Genomic DNA, 15,821 nt, shown 5'->3' with positions numbered 1-15,821 from the left:
CTGTACTGTCTGCGGCTTCGTCGCCTTGTCCTGGTTTAAATTTAATCCACTATATTTGTGTGATGGTTTTGTCCGTATTTTTGTTTTGAGGTCGTCTGAAGACTTGAAATACAGGTTTTCAGACGACCTTTCGTTTGGGTTTTACAGCAATCCTTCTATCGGCAGGATGGAGAGGATTTTGGAGGTAACGCGTTTCCAGAATTTGGCTTCCGGCTCGGCGGAGTAGGTTTTCTGGGTGGCGGGGTCGTACCAGTGCAGTTTGTTGTATTTGTCGAGGGTGACCTGATAGGCGTATTTCGGGGTGGTATTGACGAGGGTGCGCTGCATTTCGCCTGCGATTTTGGGGCTTTCGAGGACGACGCCCATTTCGGTGTTGAGTCTGGCGGAGCGCGGGTCGAGGTTGAATGAGCCGATGAAGACGCGTTTTTCGTCCACGATGAAGGTTTTGGCGTGCAGGCTGGTGGCGGAGCTGCCGGTCAGACCGCGGTCTTTGGTGGTGGGGACGGCGTGGTTGGGTTGCAGCTCGTAGAGTTTGACACCTGCTTTGAGCAGGGGCTTGCGGTATTTGACGTAGCCTGAATGGACGGCGGCGACATCGGTCGCTTGGAGCGAGTTGGTCAGGACGGTTACGTCCACGCCGTTTTTGACGAGTTGGTCGAGCGCGCGTACGCCTGATTTGGTGGGAACGAAATAGGGCGAAACGAGATAGACGCTTTTTTCGGGCGTTTTCAGGGCATTTTGCATGCGGTCGAAAATGGGCGGTTTGTGGCGGTCGCGGTCCAGCCCTTTGGCGGGGTCGTCGCTGATCAGGCGGGTGTGGACGCTTTGCCAGTCTATGCTGTTGCTCTGCATTTTTTTATAGAGTTCGGAATTTTCGATGCTGCTGCGGTAGCGGCTGAGGGTTTCGTTTTTGTCTTTGTCGTTGTAACCCAGCTCTTGGAAGCCTTTTTCGATATCGCCTTTTTTGATGATGCTGGCGACGGTGTAGGAGGAATGGCTTGCCCAATAGCGGTCGAAGTCTTGGGAAACTTCGGTCACGACGCGGCCGGTGGCGAGGATGTCGAGGTCGGCAAAGATGGTGTCTTCGCCGACTTTAAAATATTCGTCGCCGATATTGCGCCCGCCGAGGATGGTGGCGCGGTTGTCGGCGGTGAAGGATTTGTTGTGCATCCGGCGGTTGAGGCGCGGGAAGTCGGTCAAATAGCCCAGCGCGCGCCATTTGCGGCGGACGAAGGGGTTGAACAGGCGGATTTCGATATTGGGATGGCTGTCGAGGGCGAGCAGGACGTTGTCCAGCCCGTTGGTGTTGTTGTCGTCCAGCAGCAGGCGCACGCGCACGCCGCGTTCGGCGGCACGGTGGATCAGGTTGAACATGAGCTTGCCGGAGATGTCGTTGTGCCAGATGTAGTATTGGAGGTCTAGGGTGTGGTCGGCGGCTTCAATCAGGGCGGCGCGGGCGACGAAGGCTTCGTGCGCGTCGTTGAGCAGATAGACATTGGAAATATCGCCGCCGGTTTTGGCAGTGGCGGTGTTGAGCAGGGCATCCATGCGCGGGGCGGAACGGATGTCGAGGTAGTGGCTTTCAGGGCGATCGTCCAGTGAGGGCAGGCCGGCGCAACCTGTCAGAAAAACCGGAAGCATAAGGATGAGATGGATTTTTTTCATTCTTGAGGGCGTTTCAGACGACCTTTTTCGCTGAAACGGTATTTTTATTTAGAAGGGTCGTCTGAAAAGAAGTTCGATGTTTATACGGTTCGCATTTTAACCTATTTTTTTGAAGTCGTTAGGTTGCGTCCGTCGGAAATGTGCAGGCGGCTGAATATGGTGCTGGAGACGAGTGTAATCAAACCGATGGAAAGCAGGGTAAGGCGGAATGAGAGGTGGAGGTTGCCTGCGGTAAAGCTGCTTTGCGACCAGTTTTGCAGGATAAGCGCGCCGAGTGCAATGCCGAGGCTGATGGCGAGTTGTTGGTTGACCGCCATCAGGCTGTTGCCGCTGCCGGTTTGGTGCGCGCGCAGGTCGGCGATGGTCAGGGTGTTCATGGCGGAAAACTGGATGGAGTTGCAGGTGCCGATGAGGAGCAGCAAGACTATCCAGACGCTTAAGGACGTGTCGGCGTCGGGTAGGGCAAGCAGCATAATCAATATGGCGAGGAGGCGCGTGTTCCAAATCAACACGCTGCGGTAGCCGAAGCGCGACATCAGGGGCTTGATGAGCGGTTTGACAACAAGTGAGGCGAAAGCGACGGGCGCGACCAGCCAGCCGGATATGCTGGCGGCAAAGCCGAACGCGACTTGAAACAATAGCGGCAGCAAAAAAGGGATGGAACTGATGCCGAGCCGGCTGAACAGATTGCCTGTCAGACCCAGCCGGAAGGTGCGGACTTGGAATAAATCCGCCGCATAAATCGGGTTGGCGGCGGTTTTCATGTGGCGGTAGTAGAGCAGGGCAAATGCCGTGCCGCCGAGCGCGAGTAGGAGTGAAAACCAAACCGCACCAGAATGGGACACCATTTCCACCGCCAACATCAAGAGACACGCCGCCGAAGCGAAAGTCAGGTAGCCACTCAAGTCCAGAACCGTATTTTCGCCTTTGACATCGGGCATAATCCGCCAGCCCAGCAAAACGCCGAGCAGCCCTATGGGCAGGTTCATCAGGAAAATCCAATGCCAAGATGCGTATTCGACCAAATAGCCGCCGACCAAAGGTCCGAATATCGGGCCGATCAGCGCGGGCATGACGGCATAGTTGATAGCGTTGAGCAGTTGGGATTTGTCGTACACGCGCAAAATCGTCAGGCGCGGTACGGGTACCAACATCGACCCGCCTATACCTTGAATCACCCGCGCCATCACCAGCATGGGCAGATTGGCTGCCGCCGCACACAATGCCGATCCGAGCATGAAAATGCCGATCGAACCGAAAAATACGTTTTTAGTGCCGAACCTGTCCACCAAATAGCCGCTTAAAGGAATCAGCAGGGCAACGGTCAGCGTATAGGAAATCGCCGCCAGCTGCATATTGAGCGGCGATACTTTGAAATCTTTGGCGATTTCGGGCAGGGCGGTGTTCAGAATCGTCGCGTCTAGCATTTGCATGAAAATCGCAATCGCCAACAGCAGGGGCAGCCATCGGGACGGGCGGACGGGCGGCGTTTCCGAAACGTTTGATTCGGTTTTGTTCATAGGGATGAATTGTAGCTGATTTGGTAGGAGGTCGTCTGAAAGGCGGCTTGGTGTTTTTCAGGCTTTGGGATGAGAACCGGATGGCTGCTGGATAAATGGATTTTTTAGAGATTGGTTGGCTTGAAGATGAAGAAACGAACGGCTTGCGCCTGTAAAGGGATGTGGCGGGCAGATTATGAGTGGAACATCCATTTTGTCAAAAAGGTCGTCTGAAAACAGGAAAATACCGGTTTTCAGACGACCTTTGCGTTTTTAAGCTGCTTCAATCATCAGGCGATTTCGAGCCACATCACTTGGTAGGGGCGCAGCACCAAATCCTGATTCAGTGCCACGGTTTCGCCGCTGATGAGGTCTTTGGCGCGGGCGGGCATGGCTTGCAGGGTGTGCGCGCTGATGGTTTGCGGGTGTTCGCTGAAGTTGCCGAACGCCAACAGCGCATTGTTTCGGATGTAGCCGATGATGTGTTTGTTGTTGGTGTTGAAGGTAACCAGACGGCCGCCGTTCAAACGCGGGTTGTTTTGGCGGATGTCTATCATGTGGCGCAGACCTTGATAGATTTGTCCTGCTGCGGTGGATGCGTCGTGGCGTTGTTCGTACAACTCGGCGTTGTAACGCGGACGGTGCGCCCAGCGGCTGTCGTCGCTCTTATTGCTGTCGCTTGACCAGTCGTCGTCATTCAACGTGCCGACTTCGTCGCCGAGATAAATCAGCGGCAGACCGCCGGTACTCAGGGCGATGCTGTACAAGAGTTTGATGCGGTCAACGGCGTGGGGGTCGTGTTGCGCCAAACCGGCGAGAGCGGCGGCAGTACCGCTGACGCGGCAGTCGCCGGTGTTGGGGTTGTATTGGAAGGGGACGCCGCGCGCGAAGCTGCCGTCGAAATGGTTGACGAAGAAGCGGTTGAGGAATTGGCGGTGGTCGTAGCCGTGGATGCCGAATTGCGATGCGTCTTCGTCGGCAAACGTCCAGCCGATGTCGTCATGGCTGCGCACATAGTTGACCCATGCGGTATGGTCGGGCAGGTTATGGCGGTAGGAGAGGGCTTGGTGGAGCAGGTTGACTTCGCGGGTGGCGAGGGTGTTCCACAACAATGCCATTTGCAGCGGGTTGTAACCGATTTGGCATTCGTCTTGTGCGATGTATTGTACGACTTGGTCGGGGTGGACGATGGCTTCGGATTTGAAGAACACGGCAGGTGCGGCGATGCGCATGACGGCGTTGAATGCGCGGATTAAGGCATGGGCTTGCGGCAGGTTTTCGCAATCCGTACCCATTTGTTTCCAAATAAAGGCAACGGCGTCCATACGCAGGATGTCAACGCCCAAATTGGCAAGGAACATCATTTCGCCCGCCATGGCGCGGAACACCCAAGGATTGCTGTAATTCAAATCCCATTGGAAGGAATTGAATGTCGTCCATATCCAGCGTCCGTCTTCTAATTGTGAGAAGCCGCCCGGATGCTGGTCGGGGAAGATTTCGCGCAGGGTGCGGTCGTATTGGTCGGGCATCCAGCGGTCGGGGAAAATATAGTAAAAATTGTCGTAAAGCGGGTCGCCGGAGGCGCAGCGTTTCGCCCATTCGTGTTCGTTGGACGTGTGGTTGAAGATGAAATCGACGACGGCGGAAATGCCCGCTTCGTGCAGCGCGGCAATGACATCGCGCAAGTCGTCTATCGTACCCAAAGCCGGATTGACGTCGCGGTAGCTGCTGACCGCATAGCCGCCGTCGCTTTTGCCTTCAGGGCATTTAAACAGGGGCATCATGTGCAGATAGGTTAGCCCCAGCTCTTGAAAATAAGGGATTTTGGCTTTCAAGCCTTTCAAATCGCCTGCGAACAAATCGACATAACACACGCCGCCGACCTGTTTATTGGACAAAATCCAATCGGGGTCATTCTCACGCGCGGCATCGATGGCTTTCAGAGACTTGTCGCGTTGGGAATAGCTTTGCCATGCTTGTGCAATCAGTTGTTCCAGCATGGGCAGGACGGCTTCGTTGTCGTTGTAAACGTTGTCCAGCTCGTGCATCAGCTTGGGGAAATGCTCGTTCAAACGTCTGTCAAACTGTTTCCAGTCTTCGGAAGCTTCGACGGTCGCACGCTGTTTGGGGCTATATTCTGCCAAGGCGCGCTCTTTGAGATGATGCAGGGTCAAATCGACCTGTTGGGTCTGGGTCAACATGATGTTTACTCCGAGTTGAGGTTGGATTTGTTTGGAAGCCTGATTCCTGCTGCCTGCGCCGCTGAAACGCATGCAGGCTTAAGGCAAAATTGAGAAGTCCATCATACTGTAAGAAGCTGTTCGTGCATAGTAGCCTGAAATGGTTGGGAAAATAGGCTTTTAATCGGGTTGGGGTCGTCTGAAAACGGTATGGATTTTTTTGTATGGGTTGGAGTAGGTTTGAATGCTTGGTATTTAATGTTAATTGGGTGGTTATTTTTTAGATAAATGGCTCTATTCTTTATGTTCTGAACAATAATTTGCCGCGGTGTCGGCTGTGTATTTATCCAATAAGCAATATTTGGATATTGGATGAGGAGGTGAACGCATTTATTTTCTTGGGTAAAGGACAACGGGCGTTTTTTGAAGAAGATAATTTTGTTTGATGGAAGTCAAAGGTCTTGGATAGGGAAGTTTGGGCGTATTGGCTTGGAAGAATAGGGTGTTGCCATGAGTAAGTTTGAAGGGCATGAACATCGAAACAAAAGGTCGTCTGAAAACGTGCAATACTCGTTTTCAGACGACCTTTTTGAGCTTTAAAGCGTTAATCGTTTACAGCGGCCATTTTAGCGCGGGATTGCTTTCGATGACGGCTTTAAACTGATTTTGAATCCGCTCGATGGCTTCGTCGGAATCTGCCTCGAAGCGCAACACCAAAATCGGCGTGGTATTGGAGGCGCGCATCAGACCGAAGCCGTCGGGGAATTCTACGCGCAGACCGTCGATGGTGATGATTTCGGTCGCGCCTTCGAATTTGGCTTTGGCGGCGAGTTCGTCGATAACCTGATGGCCGTTGCTGCCTTCGGGCAGGTCGATGTTGAGTTCGGGCGTGGAAATGCTTTGCGGCAGGCTGTTCAACACTTCGGACGGATTGTCGAAGGCAGACAGGATTTCCAAGAGGCGCGCGCCGGCGTACATGCCGTCGTCGAAGCCGAACCAGCGTTCTTTGAAGAAGATGTGTCCGCTCATTTCGCCGGCAACCAGCGCGCCGGTTTTTTTCATGGTGGACTTGATGAAGCTGTGGCCGGTTTTCTCCATGACGGCTTCGCCGCCGTGTTCTTTAATCCACGGAGCCAGCAGGCGGGTGGATTTGACATCGAAGATGACTTTCGCGCCGGGGTTGCGGCTCAAAACGTCTTGGGCGAACAGCATGAGTTGGCGGTCGGGATAAATAATGTTGCCGTCTTTGGTCACGACGCCCAGGCGGTCGGCATCGCCGTCAAAAGCCAAGCCGATTTCGGCATCGCTGCTTTTCAGCGCGGCAATCAAATCTTGCAGGTTTTTCGGTTTGGATGGGTCGGGATGGTGGTTGGGGAAAGTGCCGTCCACTTCGCAGAAAAGTTCGGTCACTTCGTTGCCCAAACCTTTGTAGAGTTTGCCTGCGAATGCGCCGCCTACGCCGTTGCCCGCGTCGATGGCGATTTTCATGGGGCGTTTGAGTTTGACGTGGCCGACGATGTGGTTGTGGTATTCGCCGGAGATGTCTTTTTCAGTCACGCTACCTTTTTTGTCGGAAGCGGTCAGTTTGTCGGCTTCGATCAGGGCGAGCAACTCTTGGATGGCTTCACCTGCGAGGGTGTCGCCGCCGAGCATCATTTTGAAGCCGTTGTAATCGGGGGGGTTGTGGCTGCCGGTAATCATCACGCCGCTGCCGCCGCATTCGTTGATGGCGGCGAAATACAGCATGGGGGTGGCGACCATGCCGACATTGAGGACGTCGATGCCGCTGTCGGTAAAGCCGCGCTGGATGTGTTCCATCAGTTCGGGACCGCTCAAGCGTCCGTCGCGTCCGAGTGCGATGCGGGTAATGCCTTTTTCGGCGGCTCGGGTGGCGATGGCTTTGCCGATAAGGTAGGCGGCTTCGTTGGTCAGGGTTTTGCCGACAATGCCTCGGATGTCGTAGGCTTTGAAGATGTCGCGGGCAATGTTTGCCATGATGGTTTCCTTTGTGATTGTGAATGGAAAACGGGCTTATTCTAACATAGGCAAAGGTCGTCTGAAGGCTTTCAGACGACCTTTGGGGGTTATATCAAATAACCATTCACTGCGGTTTCGATCAATTGCCGAAAGTGTTGCATTGATTGATGTCGCCGCTGTCCAAACCGCGTTTGAGCCATGCCATGCGCTGTTCGGACGAGCCGTGTGTAAAGCTGTCGGGAACAACATAGCCCTGCCCGTCTTTCTGCAGGCGGTCGTCGCCGACGGATTCGGCAGCCAGCATGGCTTTGGGGATGTCTTCGGGTTTGAAGATATTATTGTTGACGGCGTAATGCCCCCAAATGCCCGCGTAGCAGTCTGCCTGCAATTCGAGTTTGACGGAAAGGGCATTGGCTTCTTTTTTGCCGACCTGCTGCTGCATTCTGTGGACTTTAGGCAGGATACCGAGCAGGTTTTGGACGTGGTGCCCGACTTCGTGTGCGATGACGTAGGCAAACGCGGCATCGCTGGCAGAGTTGAGTTTGGTCTGCATATCCCTATAAAAGTCTAAGTCGAGATAGACTTTTTGGTCGCCCGGGCAGTAAAACGGGCCCATTGCCGATTGGCCCATGCCGCAGGCGGTGGATGTACCGCCGTTGTATAACACCAGCGTGGTCGGGGTGTAATTTTGTCCGTGTTGCTTGAAATAGCTGCCCCAGGCTTTTTCCGTATCGGCGAGGACGACGCGGGCAAGTTCGTTCAGTTCGGCTTCTTCTTGAGGTTTGAGCTGGGAGGTTTGGGTTGAACCCGTACCCATGGAAGGCGTGCCGACCAAGCCGCTCAAATCGACGCCGTAATAAGCGCCAATCAAAACGACGATGATGCCGAGGATGCCGGGCGTTCTACCGCCGCCGCCTCCACCGCTGCTGCCGCGTCGGTCTTCTACGTTTTGACTCTGTTCGCGTCCTTTCCAATCCATCTTGTGTGTTCCTTGTTGTGAAGTGATATGGGGCGGATTATACCGTGAAGGGGTGGCGTGATGCCTGTCTATATGAGAAAAGGTCGTCTGAAAATACCAAACGGAGTTTTCAGACGACCTTTGGGCAGATAAACCGTTGGGTATTTCAACCAACGACGAGGACAGTCAGGCTTTATGTCTGATTTCCCAACACTGATGGATTTTCTTGTTACGGAAATCGTCGGGAACGGATTGTTTGGAAATGTCTTTGACGGCGTATTGTTCCGATACCGAATCGTCCAAGACGAAGCTGCGCAAGTTGTTGGAGAAATACAAGATGCCGTCTGAAGCGAGCAGGTTCATCGCGCCGTCAATCAGCTTTTTGTGGTCGCGCTGGATGTCGAGGATGTCGAGCATCTTTTTGCTGTTGGAGAAGCTGGGCGGATCCATGACGATAAGGTCGAACTGTTTACCCTCGGCGGCGGCGTTTTGCAGGTATTGGAACACGTCGGCGCGGACGATTTTGTGTTGTTCGGGGCTGATGCCGTTAAGTTCGAAATTGCGTTTCGCCCAATCGAGATAAGTGTTGGACAAATCGACGGTTTCGCTGGACGTTGCGCCGCCGGTGGCGGCATAGACGGTGAAGCTGCCGGTGTAGGAAAACAGGTTGAGGAAGCGTTTGCCTGCTGCGGTTTTGCCGACTTTTTTGCGCGTATTGCGGTGGTCGAGAAAGAGGCCGGTGTCGAGGTATTTGTCGAGGTTGACCCAAAACTTGCGGCCGTTTTCAGTGATGATGAAATCGTCGCCGGTTTTGCCGGTTTTCTCGTATTGCTGCAGGCCTTTTTGGCGTTCGCGGCGTTTGAGGTGGATTTGTTCGGGCGCAAAACCGGTAACGAAGGCGACGGCTTCCAATACTTCGGCAAGCCACGCTTCGTATTCTTCGGGCTGCATCAGCCAGCCGGTATCGTATTCCTGAAGGTGGATTTGGTCGCCGTAAACATCGACGGCAAAGGGGAATTGGGGGATGTCGCGGTCGTAAATGCGCCAGGCTTCGATGCCGTTGCGTTTCGCCCATTTCATGAGGTGTTTGATGTTTTTGCCCATGCGGTTGGCGAAGGGTGTGATGTCGGTCATGGTTTCAGACGGCCTGAATGAGGATTGGGAAGGGTTTGGATTTTAACGCACTTGATGCCTTTTTGCTTGACCATTGTCCATAAAATCTATATTATCCGCCGTTCGCCTTTTTATACGAAGCCATCGTCTTCCAACCTAAACCGCCGTTTCGGGCGCGTTTCTTTTATTGCTTGCTGATTTGCCAAGCCTTTCTGTGCAGGTTGTCGTCGATGTTAACCACAAGCGAGATGCTTGCGACAACCCTGTAACTTCACATTTCCCGTATCGTTACTTTCCTTTGCTTCAGGTCGTCTGAAAACCGTTCAGGCGTGCGCGTTGTTGTCTCTTTAGGATAGCCATGTCTATTAAATTTGCCGATTTGAACCTTGATAAAAACATCTTGTCCGCCGTGCGCAGCGAGGGTTACGAAAGCCCGACGCCGATTCAGGCGCAAGCCATTCCGTTTGCTTTGGAAGGCCGCGACATCATGGCTTCGGCGCAAACCGGTTCCGGTAAAACCGCCGCCTTCCTGCTGCCGACTTTGCAGCGGCTGACCAAACGCAGCGAAAAACCGGGCAAAGGTCCGCGCGCGTTGGTGTTGACGCCGACCCGCGAATTGGCGGCGCAAGTCGAGAAAAACGCGCTGGCGTACGCCAAAAATATGCGTTGGTTCCGCACCGTCAGCATCGTCGGCGGCGCATCTTTCGGCTACCAAACCCGCGTCCTGAGCAAACCGGTCGACCTGATTGTCGCCACGCCGGGCCGGCTGATGGACTTGATGCAAAGTGGCAAAGTCGATTTTGACCGTTTGGAAGTGCTGATTTTGGACGAAGCCGACCGTATGCTGGACATGGGCTTTATCGACGACATCGAAACCATCGTTGAAGCCACCCCGACCGACCGTCAGACTTTATTGTTCTCCGCCACTTGGGACGGCGCGGTCGGCAAACTGGCGCGCAAACTGACGAAAAACCCTGAAATCATCGAAGTCGAGCGCGTGGACGACCAAGGCAAAATCGAAGAGCAGTTGCTGTACTGCGACGATATGCGCCACAAAAACCGCCTGCTCGACCACATCCTGCGCGACGCCAACATCGATCAATGCGTGATTTTCACGTCCACCAAAGCCATGACTGAAGTCATCGCCGACGATTTATACGAAAAAGGTTTCGCTGCAAACTGCCTGCACGGCGACATGCCGCAAGGCTGGCGCAACCGCACGCTGATGGATTTGCGCAAAGGCCGCTGCAAAATTTTGGTTGCCACCGACGTTGCCGCACGCGGTATCGACGTGCCGACCATTACCCACGTCATCAACTACGACCTGCCGAAACAGGCGGAAGACTACGTCCACCGCATCGGCCGCACCGGACGGGCAGGGCGCACGGGCATTGCGATTACCTTCGCCGAAGTGAACGAATACGTCAAAGTGCACAAAATCGAAAAATACATCGGCCGTAAATTGCCCGAGCTGACCGTCGAAGGCATGGAACCGACCCGCAAGCGCAAATCCGCAGGCGGCAAGCCGAAAGGCAAAGGCGGCTGGGGTGATAGAAAATCCGGCGGCTGGCGCGGCGATAAGAAACCGGGTAAAGAAGGCTTCGGCGGCAAATCGCGCGGCGAAGGTTTCAAAAAAGAAGGCTTTAAGAAAGGCGGCGAAGGCTTCAAAGGCAAACGTAAAGCCAACGATTCTTTCGGCTCGAAACCAAGCCGTCCAGCGAAAAGAGGCTGATGCTAAAGTCAAATCAATAGCGGATATAGTGGATTATAGTGGATTAAAATTGCAATGATACGGTGTTGCCAACGCCCTTATGTACTACCCGTACACGGCGGGCGTTGCCGCCTTGTCTCATTTTTATTTTAATCCACTATAAATTTAAATCAGGTTCAGCACCTTAGAGAATCGTTCTCTTTGAGCTAAGGCGAGGCAACGCCGTACCGGTTTAAAGTTAATCCACTATATGAAGAAACTTTGATACCGCATTGCCTAACAAAAAGGTCGTCTGAAAATCCATTTCAGACGACCTTTTATTTTAAACGTTCAACTTAAGCAGCAAAGCGTTTGGCGACTTCGTCCCAGTTGACGATTTCCCAGAAACCTTTCAGGTAGTTGGGGCGGCTGTTGCGGTAGTCGATGTAGTAGGCGTGTTCCCATACGTCGCAGGTCAGCAGCGGAGTGTTTTCAGTGGTCAGCGGAGTTGCCGCGTTGGAAGTGGAAACCAAATCCAATTCGCCGGCAGGGGTTTTCACCAGCCATGCCCAACCGGAGCCGAAAGTGCCTGCCGCGCAAGCGGAGAATGCTTCTTGGAATTTCTCGAAGCTGCCCCATTTGGCGTCGATGGCGGCAGCCAGTTCGCCGGAAGGTTTGCCTTGACCTTTAGGCGTGAAACCCAACCAGTAGAAGGTGTGGTTCCAAGTTTGGGCTGCGTTGTTGAACACGCCGCCTGAAGATTTTTTCACAATCTCTTCCAAAGGCAGGTTTTCAAATTCGGTACCTTTGATTTGATTGTTCAGATTGGTGATGTAGGTTTGATGGTGTTTGCCATAGTGGAACTCCAAAGTCTCTTTGCTCAGATGTGGGGACAATGCGTCCAGTTCATAAGGCAGTTGTGGCAGCTTATGTTCCATTTTAGTGCTCCTAAATTATTTATATATGATTGTATTTTGGTAGTGTTCGTCGGATGGTGCGAGTGTTTGCCCGCATCAGGCAACGGCTGCCATTTTACCTGCTTTAGATTAAAGAAACTAGGGCAGGCCGATATTTCGAGTCTGCCGCAGTTTGAGAAAAGTTGGGGGAAATCGGGTGTCGATACAGATATTTATCATGAATGGAGCAATGATTTCAGACGACCTTTTGCTATAATCCGTCCGTTTCCCCACGCCCCTTTTGATATGAACACCCCAAAAGCCTTTGCCATCCTCGGCCCGACTGCCGGCGGGAAAACCGCCCTTGCCTTGAAAATCGCCGAAGCCCTGCCGGTTGAAATCATCAGCCTCGATTCCGCGCTGGTGTACCGCGATATGGACATCGGCACGGCAAAGCCGACCGCCGCCGAGCTTGAAGCCGTGCCGCACCACCTTATCGACATCATCCCGCCGACGGAGTCTTACAGCGCGGCGGAGTTTGTCGGCGACTGCGTGCGGCTGGCGGAGGAAATCCGCGCGCGCGGCAGGCTGCCTTTGATTGTCGGCGGTACGATGATGTATTTCCACGCGCTGACCGAAGGCTTGAACGACCTGCCTGAAGCCGATGCCGCCGTGCGCGCCCGGTTGCAGGAAGAAAAACAACAATACGGCTTGGCGCATCTGTATCAAAACCTACAAACCATAGACCCTGAAACCGCAGGTCGTCTGAAACCGAACGACAGCCAACGTATCGAACGCGCTTTGGAAGTGTACCGTCTGACCGGCAAGCCCTTGAGCGCGCATTTTGCCGAAAAAGCCGACTACACCCCGCCGCTCGACCTCTGCACCACCGCCCTGATTCCCGAAAACCGCGCCTTGCTGCACGAAAACATCGCCCGCCGTTTCACGCAGATGCTGGAACAAGGCTTCATCGACGAAATGCGCACCCTGCGTCAAAAATATCCCGAGCTGACCGCCGATATGCCCGCCATGCGCTGCGTCGGTTACCGGCAGGCATGGGATTACCTCGAAGGCTTGACCGATTACGACACCTTTGTCGAAAAAGGTATTGCCGCCACCCGCCAGCTTGCCAAGCGCCAACTCACTTGGCTGCGCAAAATCCCATTGGCGCACAGCATCGACCCCTACACTGACGGCAACCACGTTCAGACGACCTTAGCACTCGTGCGCCGCCATTTCCAAATTTAAAACGCTATGCCGACCCTGTTGACCACGCCGCCCGTCGCCCCGCAAACCTTAGCCGCCCTGCAAGCCCTCGGCATCCGCAGCGTAGAGGAGCTGCGTGAAACCGGTTCTGTTCAAGCCTTCCTGCTACTCAAAGCCGCCGGACTGACCGTTACCCGCAGCACGCTTTGGCAACTCGAAGCTCTGCTGCTCGGTATCAAACCGCAAGACCTGCCGCAAACGCAGAAAACCGCTTTGGAACAAGCCGTTAAAAACCATCCGCCCGTCGCCGTTTTCCCCACGTCGTCTGAAATGGAAACCTTCATGCGCGCCGCCTTGGCGCAGGCAGAACAATCCGCTCGCATCGGCGAAATCCCCGTCGGCGCGGTCGTCGTCTCCAACAACCAAATCATCGCCGCCGCCCACAACACCTGCGTCAGCGACCATGACATCAGCCGCCACGCCGAAATCCGCGCCCTTGCCGCCGCAGGTACCACTCTCCAAAACTACCGCCTCGACGGCTGCGACCTCTACATCACGCTCGAACCCTGCGCCATGTGTGCCTCCGCCATCATCCAAGCCCGCGTCCGCCGCGTCATCTATGGCGCGGCTGAACCCAAAACCGGCGCGGCAGGCAGCGTAGTCAATCTGTTTGCCAATCCGCTGCTGAACAAACACACGGCAATCAAAGGCGGCATCTTGGAAGACGAATGCAAAGCCGCTTTACAGGCGTTTTTTCAGACGAGGCGCAAACAGTATTAAGCGCAAAAAAAAGGTCGTCTGAAAACTTAAATCCAAGATTTCAGACGACCTTTTGAGAGATTGCGAACTTTGTTTCATCCCGTTTTTCAGCAATTCTGATAAATATCCGGCGCGCCGTATTAAAATACGGTTTTCAGACGACCCCATCCATAAGGAACCCGCCATGCACACCGAAGCCGTTTTAACCGTATTGAAAAACCTGCAAAACCAAATCTGCGCCGCGCTTGAACAAGAAGACGGCGGGGCGGTGTTTGCGCGTGAAGAATGGACGGGCAAGTTGGGCGTGGGCGAAACCCGCGTATTGAAAAACGGCGCGGTATTCGAGCAGGCGGGCGTGAATTTTTCGCATGTGAAGGGCAGCAAAATGCCCGTTTCGGCAACGGCGCACCGTCCTGAACTGGCGGGTGCGGCGTTTGAGGCGATGGGCGTGTCGCTGGTGATTCATCCGAAAAATCCGTATGTGCCGACCAGCCATGCAAACGTGCGCTTTTTTATCGCGTATCCGGAAGGCGGAGAGCCTGTGTGGTGGTTTGGCGGCGGCTTTGATTTGACGCCGTTTTATCCGTTTGAAGAAGATATTTTGCACTGGCACACGGTCGCGCGGGACGTATGCGCGCCGTTTGGGGAAACGATTTATCCCGAGTTCAAAAAATGGTGCGACGAATATTTTTATCTGAAACACCGCGGCGAAACGCGCGGCGTGGGCGGTTTGTTTTTCGACGATTTGAACCGCTGGGATTTCGATACCTGTCTGAATTTCATCAAGGCGGTCGGCGAAGGCTATATCGGGGCGTATCTGCCGATTGTGGCGAAACGCAAAAACACGCCGTACGGCGAACGCGAACGCGATTTCCAGCTTTACCGGCGCGGGCGTTATGTGGAATTTAATTTGGTTTGGGACAGGGGTACGTTGTTCGGCCTGCAAAGCGGCGGGCGCACGGAAAGCATTTTGATGTCCATGCCGCCTTTGGTGCGTTTCGAGTATCAATACGCGCCGGAAGATGGTTCGCCCGAAGCGCGGCTGAACGAGTTTCTCACTGCCCGCGACTGGCTCTCGGAGATGCAATAATGGCGGATAAACGCAAGCCCGACGCCCATCCTTCGGATAAATTCATCCTTGCTATGATTGTCATGGCGGTGTTCCTGGTGATCATCATCGGCGGCGGATTTATCGCCGTAGAGTATTTCAAGGCGCATCCCGAAGTGTTTGAATTGAAGCCGCCTGCAAAATAGTTTAGGAAGAAAGACAAAAGGTCGTCTGAAACTTTTCAGACGACCTTTTTCAGCTCTAAAACCCTTGTTTACAAAACAGCCAAAGCCGCGTCGTAATCAGGCTCGTTGGCGATTTCGGCAACCAGTTCGCTGTGCAGGACTTTGTCGTTTTCGTCCAAAACCACAACGGCGCGCGCAGTCAGTCCGCGCAACGGGCTGTCGGTCAGGGCGACGCCGTAATCGGCGGCAAAGCTGCTGCGGAACGTAGACAGGTTCACAACATTATCCAAACCTTCCGCGCCGCAGAAGCGGGCTTGGGCAAACGGCAGGTCGGCGGAGATGCACAGTACGACCGCGTTGTCCAAAGAAGATGCGCGTTGGTTAAACGTACGCACGGATTGGGCACACACGCCGGTGTCGACGCTCGGGAAAATGTTCAATACTTTGCGTTTGCCCGCAAAATCCGCCAAAGTTTTGTCGGACAGGTCGGCGGCGGTCAGGCTGAATGCAGGCGCGGTTTGACCGACAGCGGGCAGGTCGCCGGAAGTATGGACAGGGTTGTCGTGGAAGGTAATTTGAGCCATAAGGGTTTCCTTTTTGGGGTTGACTGGGAAATATAGTGGATTAACTTTAAATCAGGACAAG

Annotated in this window: 13 protein-coding genes; 5 read left to right on the top strand and 8 right to left on the bottom strand. The window is 54.1% G+C overall.

All coding sequences use genetic code 11. From position 1 onward, the window contains the following. Positions 1-141: 141 nt before the first annotated feature. The 6 genes from HMPREF3050_RS04440 to HMPREF3050_RS04415 form a co-directional block, all read right to left on the bottom strand. Positions 142-1,665 (bottom strand): phospholipase D family protein, encoded by a 1,524-nt coding sequence (locus HMPREF3050_RS04440; protein ID WP_040668835.1) that lies wholly within the window; start codon positions 1,663-1,665, stop codon positions 142-144. 101 nt (positions 1,666-1,766) lie between these two features. Further along, a complete protein-coding gene (locus HMPREF3050_RS04435) occupies positions 1,767-3,185 on the bottom strand; it encodes an MFS transporter (protein ID WP_070773679.1) in 1,419 nt (472 codons plus the stop codon). Positions 3,186-3,454: 269 nt separating this feature from the next. Further along, positions 3,455-5,365, bottom strand: coding sequence for an alpha-amylase family protein (locus HMPREF3050_RS04430; RefSeq protein ID WP_070773699.1), 1,911 nt, complete (start codon positions 5,363-5,365; stop codon positions 3,455-3,457). Positions 5,366-5,956: 591 nt separating this feature from the next. After that, on the bottom strand, positions 5,957-7,339 hold the full coding sequence (locus HMPREF3050_RS04425) for a phosphomannomutase/phosphoglucomutase (RefSeq protein ID WP_070773677.1): 1,383 nt from the start codon (positions 7,337-7,339) through the stop codon (positions 5,957-5,959). Between the two features lie 121 nt (positions 7,340-7,460). Beyond that, positions 7,461-8,300: a KPN_02809 family neutral zinc metallopeptidase gene (locus tag HMPREF3050_RS04420; RefSeq protein ID WP_070603032.1), complete on the bottom strand. Its 840-nt coding sequence runs from the start codon at positions 8,298-8,300 to the stop codon at positions 7,461-7,463. Between the two features lie 165 nt (positions 8,301-8,465). Continuing rightward, positions 8,466-9,413 (bottom strand): class I SAM-dependent methyltransferase, encoded by a 948-nt coding sequence (locus tag HMPREF3050_RS04415; RefSeq protein ID WP_070773675.1) that lies wholly within the window; start codon positions 9,411-9,413, stop codon positions 8,466-8,468. A 337-nt stretch (positions 9,414-9,750) separates the two neighbouring features. Between HMPREF3050_RS04415 and HMPREF3050_RS04410 the strand changes: the two genes are divergently transcribed. Beyond that, positions 9,751-11,124, top strand: coding sequence for a DEAD/DEAH box helicase (locus HMPREF3050_RS04410; protein WP_070773673.1), 1,374 nt, complete (start codon positions 9,751-9,753; stop codon positions 11,122-11,124). 314 nt (positions 11,125-11,438) lie between these two features. On the opposite strand, the gene HMPREF3050_RS04405 is transcribed toward HMPREF3050_RS04410, so the two are convergent. Continuing rightward, entirely contained in the window at positions 11,439-12,020 is a 582-nt protein-coding gene (locus HMPREF3050_RS04405) for a superoxide dismutase (protein WP_003777725.1), read from the bottom strand. Positions 12,021-12,284: 264 nt separating this feature from the next. Here HMPREF3050_RS04405 and miaA point away from each other — a divergent pair, with 264 nt between their 5' ends. The 4 genes from miaA to HMPREF3050_RS14575 all read left to right on the top strand — a co-directional run bounded on the left by miaA (position 12,285) and on the right by HMPREF3050_RS14575 (position 15,197). Then, positions 12,285-13,226 (top strand): tRNA (adenosine(37)-N6)-dimethylallyltransferase MiaA, encoded by a 942-nt coding sequence (gene miaA, locus HMPREF3050_RS04400; RefSeq protein WP_070773671.1) that lies wholly within the window; start codon positions 12,285-12,287, stop codon positions 13,224-13,226. Between the two features lie 15 nt (positions 13,227-13,241). Further along, positions 13,242-13,964, top strand: a complete 723-nt coding sequence (gene tadA, locus HMPREF3050_RS04395; RefSeq protein ID WP_070773698.1) for a tRNA adenosine(34) deaminase TadA — start codon at positions 13,242-13,244, stop codon at positions 13,962-13,964. A gap of 163 nt (positions 13,965-14,127) precedes the next feature. Then, entirely contained in the window at positions 14,128-15,033 is a 906-nt protein-coding gene (gene hemF / locus HMPREF3050_RS04390; protein WP_070773669.1) for an oxygen-dependent coproporphyrinogen oxidase, read from the top strand. Beyond that, positions 15,033-15,197: a hypothetical protein gene (locus HMPREF3050_RS14575; RefSeq protein ID WP_003760121.1), complete on the top strand. Its 165-nt coding sequence runs from the start codon at positions 15,033-15,035 to the stop codon at positions 15,195-15,197. The genes hemF and HMPREF3050_RS14575 overlap by 1 nt, the downstream gene beginning before the upstream one ends. Positions 15,198-15,265: 68 nt before the next feature. Here the strand turns inward: HMPREF3050_RS14575 and tpx are convergent, their stop codons facing one another. Next, complete coding sequence (gene tpx / locus HMPREF3050_RS04385) at positions 15,266-15,760, bottom strand: thiol peroxidase (RefSeq protein ID WP_003760119.1); 495 nt, start codon at positions 15,758-15,760, stop codon at positions 15,266-15,268. Positions 15,761-15,821: the final 61 nt, after the last annotated feature.

Source organism: Neisseria sp. HMSC065D04 (genome assembly GCF_001815675.1).
In the GTDB taxonomy this organism is placed as follows: Bacteria; Pseudomonadota; Gammaproteobacteria; order Burkholderiales; family Neisseriaceae; genus Neisseria.
This window is presented reverse-complemented; position numbering and strand designations above follow the sequence as displayed.